Origin of the sequence: Sphaerisporangium aureirubrum (genome assembly GCF_042658925.1) — a bacterium.
Lineage (GTDB): Bacteria > Actinomycetota > Actinomycetes > Streptosporangiales > Streptosporangiaceae > Sphaerisporangium > Sphaerisporangium aureirubrum.
On record NZ_JBHSRF010000142.1, the window covers coordinates 1 to 10470 of the forward strand.

A 10470-nucleotide genomic window follows, 5' to 3' on the forward strand; every position below is an offset into this window, starting at 1 on the left:
CCCACTGCCCGTCCCGCACCCCCGCGACGCTGCTCTCCAACGCCCGGTACGAAGCGGCCAGCACCTCACGCCAAACCGGCCGCAGGGAGGTGACGGTAACCGTGGTGTCCATTATCTCGCCCTTTCGATCACTTTCTTGCTTGTGACACCAGCCTAGAAGCCCATTAGGCTATTTTCGTTCCTAATAGTCCCCCGAGGGCGAGATCCGATGGCTCCCACGACAACCCGAGTGCTACGCCTGCTGTCCCCGCTGCAAGCCCATTTCGCAGATCAGCCCCACTACCTGGTATCCGGCATGGCCAGTGCCTGACCCGTCGCGATGGCTTCACGCACGCTTTGGGCGAGGACATTCTCGACCGAGGCCGCATGCTGGATGAGACCCTGCATGCCCATCGCGTCATCGGTGTGCGCGAGCAGGTCGCGGTAGAGAAGTTCCAGCCTATTAGAGGGCCGGCGATTCCCCCACACAAGGTACGCCGTTATGCCCAGGCCAACGAGGATGAGAAGAAGCACCCTGCGCGTGGAGGGAGGGGTGCTCGGGCCGGGGCGGCGCGCCGCCGGAGGGCTGTATTCACAAATCGCGATAATTGTCGCCCGCAATATATGGAGAATCTCCGGTGCGGGACGAAACCCCTGACGTGCGCTGTCGTCCCATTGGTGGGCGTGGGGCACATTTCGCCCGCTATGTATTGATTTTTCCGATCGGCTGGCTAACGCTGATCGGAACGCCCGGTCATGGAGGGAGTAAGGATGCCTGTCACCCTGGAACGCTCTGAGGAGATCGTCTCCGCGTGGCGCAGCGGAGCCGACGTCGAGGGCTGGGACAGCCCGGCCGGTCCCCTGTTCATCGGTGAGTACGCCGAGTCGGAGATCACGCTGACGGCCCTGGACACCCGGCTGGCGAGCTCGTGCACCTGCAGCCGCTTCTGCTGCTGATCAAGGAAGGATGATAGATCCGAATGGCCGGGGACTTCGACCCGTCGCTGGACTTTTTGACCGCACCGGCGCTGGCCGGGCTGTCCGCCACGCTGGGATCGATCCCCGGCCTCACGGAGGCGGAGGCCCGGCTGATATGCCGAAGAACCGCCGAAGCGCTGGAGGAGACCGTCCGCCTCAAGGTCAACAGGGTCCTGCTGCTGGAACTCAACGCCGCCCGGATCAGCGGAAGGCTGACCGCCGAGACGCCGCAGATGCGGTGGCAGGAGTGGAAGGCGACGGCCGCGACGCCCGAGTTCTGGCTGTCCCTGACCCAGCACTACCCCACGATGCTGTCCAGGCTCGGCACGATCATCGGCAACAGGTGCGCCGCGGCCGTGGAACTGGCCCGCAGGTTCGCCGCCGACCGCGCGGCGCTCACCGCACTGCCCGGCGGTCTCCGAGGCGAGCTGGTCGGGCTCGACTTCGGGGCGGGAGACAGCCATCGCGGAGGGCACAGCGTCGCCGTCCTGCACGGCTCGCAGGGCAAGGTGGTCTACAAGCCCCGGTCCCTCGCCGTGGACGAGGCGCTGGCGCGGCTGATCGACCGCCTGGCACCCCAGCTGCCCGCCGGCAGCCGCATCCGCGTACCCGACGTGCTGATTCGCCAGGGGTACGGCTGGGCGGAGCACATCCAGCACCGCTACTGCGCCGACGAGACGGAGCTGCGGTCCTTCTACCGCGGTGTCGGGCACTGGCTGGCGCTGATGCGGCTGATCGGCGGCAGCGACCTGCACATGGAGAACCTCATCGCGGCCGGTCCCGCCCCCGTCGTCGTCGACTGCGAGACGCTGTTCACCCCGCACGTCCCGGCCAAACCGTCCGGATACGGCGACGCCGTCGACCAGGCGACCGACCTGCTCAGCGGATCGGTGCTGCGCACCGGACTCCTTCCCGGACGCGGCGTCTCGCTCGCCTGGCGCGGCGTCGACATGTCCGCCGTCGGAGGCCTGCCCGGCCAGCAGCCGTACACGCAGATGCCGGTCGTCGTCGACGCGGGCACGGACATGGCGAGATTGGGGATGGAACGGGTCGAGCTGGGAGCGGTGAGCAACCACCCGAGCCCCGATCCGATCCTCGTCCACTACTGGGACCTGGTGCTGTCCGGATTCACCGAGCTGGTCGAGCACCTCGACGTGCTGGATCGGCGGGATGAGCTCGCCGGGCTGCTCACGGACTTCGCCGACCGTCCGATCCGGGTCGTGCTCCGCGCCACCGAGGCGTACGCCGAGCTGGCCCGCATGGTGTGGCACCCGGCGTCACTGCACGACGAGCCGACCGCGATGGGCAAGGCGGCGGGGTTGCTGGCCCAGCATGCCGAGAACCTGCCCGGCGCGCCATCGGACCCCGAGGTGATCGACGCCGAGGTGGCCGAGTTGCTGGTCGGCGACATCCCCTTCTTCGCCACGACCCCGGCTCGCGGCCGTCTGGACGGCCCCGGCGGAACCTCGTACGGAGACGAGCAGGACCTCATCGCGGACGCGCTGCGGCGCTGGCGCGACCGCGACGCGGCCCTGGACCGCGAGGTGATCCGGTCCGCTCTGGTCAGCGCCTACCTCAACGAAGGGTGGATGCCTGCCAACAAGCGTATGGCCGTGCCTCTCATCCGGCACCAGGACCTCGACCGGCGCCGGCGCCGGATCGCGGCCGGGATCGCCCGCGGCATGCTCGACACGGCGGTCCGGGGCGACGACGGCACCGTCACCTGGACCGCGCCGGTGCTCACCTCCGACGGCTGGTTCGTACAGTCGCTGTCTCCCGACGTGTACGGCGGGGCGTACGGGGTCGCCATCACTCTGGCCGCCTACGTGCGTGAGACCGGGCAGGGCAGGGCCGACGAGGTGCCAGGGCTGGACGGGCTGCTCGCCGATCTCCTCCATACGATCAGGCTGGCCGAGGAGCGCGACGCGGAGGCACGCCGCACCGGGCCGCGGCGCCGCCCCGCCACCCCAGGCGGCTATGTCGGCATCGGCTCGCAGATCTGGAGCTGGCTGCTGCTGCGCAGGCTGGGCACCGTCGGCTCGGAGGAGGCGGTCGCCCGAGCCGGCGCCCTGGCTAGGCAACTGCCCGAGGCGGTGGCCGCCGACGAGGTGTACGACCTGCTCACCGGCATGGCAGGCGCCATCGTGCCGTTGCTCCGCCTGTCGGAACAGACCGGTGACCAGCAGTGGTCCACGCAGGCCGACCGCATCGGGGAGCGCCTGCTCTCACTGGCCCACATCGACGACCGGGGAGCACGCTGGCCCAGCACCGCGTTCCCACAAGGGTTAGGCGGGGTCTCACACGGCGCCACCGGGATCGCCTGGGCGCTGGCCCGGCTCGCCGACAGCGCCACGGCCGGCGCCGCGGACTTCCGCGCCCTGGCGGACAGGGCCTTTCTGTACGAGGAGTCACTGTACGACCCGGCGGAGAAGGGCTGGCGTGACCTGCGCGAACTGGACGACCTTCGCGTGACCTCCAGCGCATGGTGCCACGGAGCCGCCGGCATCGGCCTCGTCGCGGCCGACCGGCTGGCCCGCGAAGGTGACCCGCGCTGGGCGGACGTGCTGCGCCGGGCCGCCGCGTCGTCCTGGTCGAGGGGCATCGGCTGGAACCACACGCTCTGCCACGGAGACCTCGGCAACTGGGAAATCGTGCGCCACGCGATCGATGTGGGTGCCGGGCCCGAAGAGCTGACTCCGGAGTACCTCGCCGCGTACATGATCGGCAGCATGAACGAGCACGGCCCGGTGAGCGGCCTTTCACGTGACGCCTTCAGCCCAGGCCTGATGCCGGGAGTAGGCGGCATGCTCTACCAACTACTACGCCTGCACCCCGACACCTCCCTCCCCTCCGTCCTGCTCCCCGACCCGGAGATCTGACCGCCCCGTCTCCTCTCCCGACAAGGTTGACAGCATCGGGATGCCGAGTGTCCCTGGGGCGGGAGGCGGCTTGTGACGGAGCGGACAGCGTCCGAGGGCGAAGACACAGGCGGTGTCGCAGCGCCGGAGTGTTCTGGAACGACCAGAACCGGGTGGCGCCCCGCCCGCGACGTACGCGCCCGTGGTGGGCGACGCCGTGCTAGTGGCACTCCTGCTCGTGATTCAGGCTTCGTGTTGTTGCTCCACGGCGGCCCGTGAACGTGCCGAACCGTCAGTTGTGCACCTCGATCTCGGCGTATCGGTCCGGGTCAGGACGGCGCGTGCCGTGTCCGGGTCCGGCGCCCGGAGCAGCACCGCCGTACCCAGCCAGGTGGCGCCGTCGTCGGACAGCAAGGGCCCGTCGCTGTGGGTTCGCGCTTGAGTGAATACCGTGGGCGCTGTTAGCTTCACCCGGGTGGACGACATGCCTGCACGGGCGGAGACGATCGAGGACTTCGCGGCGGCGCTGCGAGAACTTCGCAAATCGGTCGGCAATCCACCTTTCCGGGAAATGTCCGGCCGGTCAGGGGCGATCTCGCACACGACGTTGCACGAAGCCACGAAGGGCAACCGGCTCCCGAGCTGGGAGACCACCGTCGAGTTCGTCAAGGCCTGCGGCGCGGACCCGGCCGCGTACCGCGAACGCTGGCAGAGGGCGAACCTGGCGGTCCGATCGGCGAGCGCCGCAGATCATTCACTCCGCGCGGGCGCCGTGGCGGCCCATCCGCCTGGTGGACGCGAAGCCTCCGCGACAGGCGGCGCGGAAGGTCGTGCCGGGAACATCGCCATCGGGTCGCCCGCGCCGCGGCCGGCTGGTGAGACTCCGGCCTCCGTACCTGCGTGGGCACCCGGCGAGATCGCGGGCGACGTCCGGCCCGTCCCGCCCGCGCCGGGAGGGCGCGGGCGATTCCGGCTGACCCGCCCGGCCGCGGCCGTGCTCGCGACAGCGGCCGTCGGTATGGGGACAGCGGTTCTCGTCGCGGTCGTCGTCAACCGCGGTTCCGGGGCCGAAGGACGCGGCCCGAACCCGTCCGGCGGCCCGTCGACGACCGCGTTGTCGGCGGCCGCGTTGTCGGCGGCCGACTGCCCGGTGCGCCCGACCAACCCGCCGTGGGCCCCGCCTGCGCATGAGGGTGACTCGGCGGCGTTCCTCGGGGACATCACGCTGCCCGACTGCACGCGCGTCGGCCCGGGCCAGACCAAGATCAAGGTGTGGCGGCTCAAGAACGTCGGGACCGTGCCGTGGGAGGGCTATTCGTTGCATCGCCTCGACCTCCCGCAGCAACCTGATCAATGCCAGACCATCTCCGACATACCGATCAAGGACACGCGACCCGGAGAGATCGTCGACATCCGGACCGAAGTCACCACCCCGAGGAACCCGGGCTTGTGCTACGTCCGGTTCAAGATGATGGACGGTTCGGGACAAGTCGCGTTCCCCGGAGGCCGGCCGCTCAACTTCCAGCTCATCGTCGACTGACGCCTGCTTCCCCGCCGTGCGTCACACGGCGGGGAAGCAGGAAGGGACTGGGGTTCAGGAGGTGAGAACGATCCCCGTGTAGTAGTACGTGAGGATCCTGGAGTAGCTCCAGCCCGCCTCGGCCTTGTCTCGAGAGCCGGTCTGCGACAGCCAGTCGCCGGTGACCCAATGGCGGCACGCCGTCGTCGTCGAGCAGTACTGGGCCTTGAAGATCTTTCCATTGCGCGTCATCCGGGTGCCCCACGTCGCGTTCACCGCGGCGTTCGTCGACGCCGTCGCGGAGCCGGGCTTGTACACCTGGCTGGACGTCTGGTCGGTGACGTCGTAGCACTGGCCGCTCGGCGTCTTGCTCGCCGAATTCAGCGCCCAGTACCAGCCGAAGTTCTTGACGGCGATCGCCCCGGCCATGAGGGACTCCCGCGGCCAGTACGACGGCCATTCGTTGGGCAGGACGTTCTCGATGTAGGTCCTGAACGCCACCCGGTCCACACGATTGAGGGATTTCCGGTAGACGAGAATCGTCGTGGGCAGCCTGGTGTGCGTACCGTCGGTCTTGCACCCGGTGGGGGGTGCCGAACTCAGGAACCGGTGCGAGGCGTTCTGGTTCTTCAGGCCGGCCTGGAGGTTGCCCTTGGCGCCGGCCGCGAAGTCCTGGTAGGTGCCGCCGTAGTTGCTGTTGTAGTAGACCCGGACGGTCTTGTCGCTGCGGTTCCAGACGGAGGCGGCGGCGTTCTTGACGCACGTGTCCTTGCCGTTGCCAGGCCCCTTGAAGTCGTAACAGGAGGGCTGCTCGGTGCCGTAGTCGCCGACCGATCCGGTGAAGTCGGAGACCGATCCCTGGTTGCCGCTGTTGAAGTAGTAGCAGAACTCGCCGGAGTCACACACGCCGTCGCGGCCCGCCGCCGAGGCGGGCGAGGCGGTGGCGAGCACCGCCCCGCCGAGCACCGTCGCGGCGGCCACCGCGGTGAGCCGTGCGATTCGTGGTAACACAGTTGCCTTCCTCATCGTCGGCGGCCGCGGTGCGCTAGCTGACGTTGTAGCCCTGGGAGACCCAGAACGAGTTCGGGTTCGGGTTGCTCAGCGTCGGGTCGCCGACGCTCTTGGCGGCGAGCGTCTGCCGTCCGGGACGCATCTCGACGTGGGTGTGCGCGGCCCCGCTGGACGACACTCCGTGCCACGCCTCGTCGGCGATGATCTGACCGCGCGAGACCTGCTGGCCCTCGCTCAGGGCGGAGCGCGGAGCGGTGTGCAGGTAGATGATCGTCTTGTTCAGCGAGGCGTTGTAGATGGCGATCGTGGAGAGCCCCGAGCTGCCGTTGTACCCACGCGCGATGTTGATGACCTGACCGCCCACCAGGGCGCGGACATCCGAGCCCACGCTGCGGGCGATGTCGATGCCCTCGTGCCGGCCGGGAGTGTTGACGTAACCGTCGAAGGGGCAGCTGATGTGGCCGCCGCTCGCGTTGTACAGCGCGTACGACATGTTGACACGCGCCGACGACGGCGGGCTGAACTGGTGCGAGGCGTTCTGGTTCTTCAGGCCGGCCTGGAGGTTGCCCTTGGCGCCGGCCGCGAAGTCCTGGTAGGTGCCGCCGTAGTTGCTGTTGTAGTAGACCCGGACGGTCTTGTCGCTGCGGTTCCAGATCGAGGCGGCGGCGTTCTTGACGCACGTGTCCTTGCCGTTGCCAGGCCCCTTGAAGTCGTAACAGGAGGGCTGCTCGGTGCCGTAGTCAGCGACCGATCCGGTGAAGTCGGAGACCGATCCCTGGTTGCCGCTGTTGAAGTAGTAGCAGAACTCGCCGGAGTCACACACGCCGTCGCGGCCCGCCGCCGAGACGGGCGAGGCGGTGGCGAGCACCGCCCCGCCGAGCACCGTCGCGGCGGCCACCGTGCGAAGGATCTTGTTGAGCGTTCTCATGAGGTTCTCCCTTGTGGGTTCGTACAGCCTGCGTTTCGGATGGTCAGCCGCGCCGGTACTCCTCCCAGGTGCGGATGGTCACCTTCGGGCCGTCGTCAGGGCCACGGCCGGAAAGCCCGTTCAGACCGAGGTAGTAGTCACCGATCTGGTGCTGGGCCTGGCTGGAGAGGTCGGTGTCGCTGATGGCGGCGGCGTGGATGTGCCACGGCCAGTCGCCTTGATCGGGGCTGCGCGTCCATGCCGCGAAGCCGACACGCCGCAACACCCGGACGACCGCGGTCCGCGTCGCGGGGTTCATCCCTTCGACCGAGATGTCGACGACGCCCCCGCCGTCGTGGGTACCTGCGGACGTGGGGTCGCCGCCGGGGTTGTACGACCCCTGCAGCAGCACGAGGCCGCGGCCAAGCAGCCGCTTCGCCTCGGCCAGCATGTCGCGCGTACGTGTGTCGATGACGAAGCCGTCCGCGGACACCCGGGCCCCCGGGCCGATGAGGTCGGTGACGCCGAAGCGGCCGGCCCCGAGCTTGGTGAGCGACGTCTTGCCCGGCAGGCCGTTGGCGTCGAGACCGGTGAAGCCGAGAGACTGCTGGAACTTCGCGAAAGCGGCGACCGTCGTGGTGCCGAAGTACCCGTCCACCCACTTCGCGTCGAGCAGGGACCGGTCCCGCAGCGCCTGCTCGACGAGAAGCACACTGGCCTTGGCACCGGGGGTCAGCGTGTCGTCCGGCCGCCGCGGGTCGATCTGGGCCGCCTTGACGGTGGCTTCCATGTTCACGTTCGGCAGGGCCCCGGCGTCGGCCCGCGCCGCCGACATCCCGGACGCTCCGGTGAAGGAAGCGAGCAGGGCGGCCGCCACAAGGGCGGCAGCGCATGAAGGCAGCTTCATCGTTTCTCCTGATTTCGGACGCTGTAGGGGTGATCCCTGCGGCGGAGCCCACGTTTTCGGATCGCTCACGCCGTCCACAAGAAGATCGTGTTGTCAGCCTGTCCGACAGCCGTCCCGTACAGGCGTACGCGCCGGTTGACCGGCGGAGAACGCACCAGCCGCACGGCCGGCACCCGCGGCGGTGATCTAGGTCTTACGCCAGAGACAGAGCCGTTGTTCGCACGGTCCCTGCCGGACGGCGGCCGACCGGCCGAGGTCCCCTGGCGATGTACGTTTCATGAAGCCCGTGAGGGGTCTCACCGGAGGGTTTCGTATCGCCTCTGGTCAGGATGCGGGCGAGTGGCCACGACGGCCTGCCGTCGCCTCTTCGGACGTGCGTCGCGGTCGCGGGCCTGGTTGTGACGACGGCCGAGCGGATACCGTCCGGTCGGGCGCGTCAGAGCATGGAGCCTGTTTTGGTCGCCGTCGTACTCCGGTTGTTTCGGGGTGGAATGCGACCGGGTGGGACGCGCTTCGCCCTCCGACGAATCCAGTCTCTGGAGCCCGACATGTCAGGAAATCGCTGGGCAGCTCGCGCGTTGCTCGCCTTGTCCCTGCCACTGCTCGCCCCCGCGGCCGCACTCACTCCACCAGCGGCCGCGCAGACATCCGTCCCGGCCGCCGCGTCCTCGTCCGTGCCCGCCGGCGGCACGTGGGGAGCACAGGCCGCCGGAGTGCCGCTGGAAGAGATCAACGCGATCACCACCCAGGTCGCCTTCGGGTTGCGACGCCCCGTCGCCCTCGCCGCACCCGACGACGGGACGAACAGGCTGTTCATCGTCGAGAAGCGCGGCACCGTGCGTGTCTACCACCCGGACACCGGTCTCGCACAGACCCCGATCATCGACATCACGGCGTCGGTGGACCAGTCCGACAACGAGCGGGGGCTGCTCGGCATCGCCCTCGCACCCGACTTCGCCCAGAGCCAGGACCTGTACCTGGCCTACACCGCACTGCCGGACGGCGCGGTCACGCTGGGCCGGTACAGGCTGGACGAGGCGCGCCTCGAGCCGCTGCTCTCCCAGGAACACTCCGAGTACGGCAACCACAACGGCGGCCAGATCACCTTCGGCACCGACGGCTACCTGTACATGAGCATCGGCGATGGCGGCGGCGCCGCGGACCCCCTCGACTCCGGGCAGCGCCTGGACACCCTGCTGGGCAAGATCCTGCGCGTCGACGTGAACCGGACATGCGGCTCCCTGGCCTACTGCGTTCCTGCGGGCAACCCGTTCGTCGGTCGTGCGGGCGCCCGTGGGGAGATCTGGATGTACGGCCTGCGCAACCCCTGGCGCTTCTCCATCGACCACGCCGACGGCTCGATCTGGATCGGCGACGTCGGCCAAGGCAGGTGGGAGGAGATCGACCACGTCAAGGCCGGGCGGCAGGCCGGTGTGAACCTCGGCTGGTCCTGCTACGAGGGACTTGAGGTGTTCGACCAGGCCCAGTGCCTGCCCGGCGTCCAGTACACCAAGCCGGTCTTCACCTACTCGCCGTACACCGGCGGCTGCTCGGTCATCGGCGGACTCGTCTACCGCGGTCAGCGGTACGCCGACCTTGTCGGGGGAACCTACATCGCCACCGACTACTGCTCCTCCACCGTGTGGGCGCTGCGCGAGGACGGCCGGGGCGGCTATCTCCAGTCCGAGCTCGGCGAGACGCCCACGCAGGTCACCGCGTTCGGTGCCACCCCCGAAGGCGAGTTCTACGTCGTCAACGACCTTCCCGGCGGACTGCACCGGGTGTCGTTCGAACGGGCCGCGCCGACCTGCCGGATCAAACTGACCAAGCGGGCCTGGGGTACCGGAATGACCGTCGACCTCACCATCACCAACACCGGCACCACGCCGATCGCCGGCTGGACACTCAACTTCTCCCTGGCCCTGGGCCAGACCATCATCTCGGACTGGAACACCGACCTCACCCAGGGCAGTAACGTCGTCACCGCGGTGAACGCCTCGCACAACGGCTCCATCGCCCCCGGCCGCAGCGTCACCATGGGCTACCTGGCCAATCACACAGGTGACACGTCCCTGCCGAGCCGGTTCACCCTCAACAACGACGCCTGCGCCTTCAGCAGCTGACAGGCGTCGTGGAGGCCGACCGTCAGCGCGGGGTGCGGCCGAGGTAGCGGAGCAGTTCGTCGACGACCGGGGTCGAGGAAGGGCTGTCAGTGGCCTCGACCACGGGAGCGTAGGCGCCCCACTGGCGCAGCGGCTCGACGATTCCCCGCGCGGCCGTGAGCAGGTGGCCCGCGAGCTCGTCGTCCAGC

The 10470-nt window shown here is 69.0% G+C and carries 8 protein-coding genes; 4 read left to right on the forward strand and 4 right to left on the reverse strand.

Features of this window, described 5'->3' with window-relative positions; translation table 11 throughout:
- Window positions 1-279 precede the first annotated feature (279 nt).
- Window positions 280-513 (reverse strand): hypothetical protein, encoded by a 234-nt coding sequence (locus tag ACFP1K_RS40185; RefSeq protein ID WP_380763686.1) that lies wholly within the window; start codon window positions 511-513, stop codon window positions 280-282.
- A gap of 237 nt (window positions 514-750) precedes the next feature.
- Here ACFP1K_RS40185 and ACFP1K_RS40190 point away from each other — a divergent pair, with 237 nt between their 5' ends.
- The 3 genes from ACFP1K_RS40190 (at window position 751) to ACFP1K_RS40200 (ending at window position 5355) form a co-directional block, all read left to right on the forward strand.
- Entirely contained in the window at window positions 751-936 is a 186-nt protein-coding gene (locus ACFP1K_RS40190) for a DUF6229 family protein (RefSeq protein WP_380763688.1), read from the forward strand.
- Between the two features lie 23 nt (window positions 937-959).
- Entirely contained in the window at window positions 960-3836 is a 2877-nt protein-coding gene (locus ACFP1K_RS40195) for a type 2 lanthipeptide synthetase LanM family protein (RefSeq protein WP_380763690.1), read from the forward strand.
- Between the two features lie 463 nt (window positions 3837-4299).
- On the forward strand, window positions 4300-5355 hold the full coding sequence (locus ACFP1K_RS40200; protein WP_380763700.1) for an NBR1-Ig-like domain-containing protein: 1056 nt from the start codon (window positions 4300-4302) through the stop codon (window positions 5353-5355).
- A gap of 54 nt (window positions 5356-5409) precedes the next feature.
- On the opposite strand, the gene ACFP1K_RS40205 is transcribed toward ACFP1K_RS40200, so the two are convergent.
- Genes ACFP1K_RS40205 through ACFP1K_RS40215 form a run of 3 tightly spaced genes read right to left on the reverse strand, consistent with a single transcriptional unit; the run spans window position 5410 to window position 8159 of the window.
- Window positions 5410-6345, reverse strand: coding sequence for a SpoIID/LytB domain-containing protein (locus tag ACFP1K_RS40205; protein ID WP_380763692.1), 936 nt, complete (start codon window positions 6343-6345; stop codon window positions 5410-5412).
- 34 nt (window positions 6346-6379) lie between these two features.
- On the reverse strand, window positions 6380-7273 hold the full coding sequence (locus tag ACFP1K_RS40210; protein ID WP_380763694.1) for a peptidase inhibitor family I36 protein: 894 nt from the start codon (window positions 7271-7273) through the stop codon (window positions 6380-6382).
- A 43-nt stretch (window positions 7274-7316) separates the two neighbouring features.
- On the reverse strand, window positions 7317-8159 hold the full coding sequence (locus ACFP1K_RS40215; protein ID WP_380763696.1) for a peptidoglycan-binding domain-containing protein: 843 nt from the start codon (window positions 8157-8159) through the stop codon (window positions 7317-7319).
- 548 nt (window positions 8160-8707) lie between these two features.
- Between ACFP1K_RS40215 and ACFP1K_RS40220 the strand changes: the two genes are divergently transcribed.
- Window positions 8708-10282 carry a PQQ-dependent sugar dehydrogenase gene (locus ACFP1K_RS40220; protein WP_380763698.1) on the forward strand — a complete coding sequence of 525 codons (1575 nt, stop codon included), beginning with the start codon at window positions 8708-8710 and terminating at the stop codon, window positions 10280-10282.
- Window positions 10283-10470: the final 188 nt, after the last annotated feature.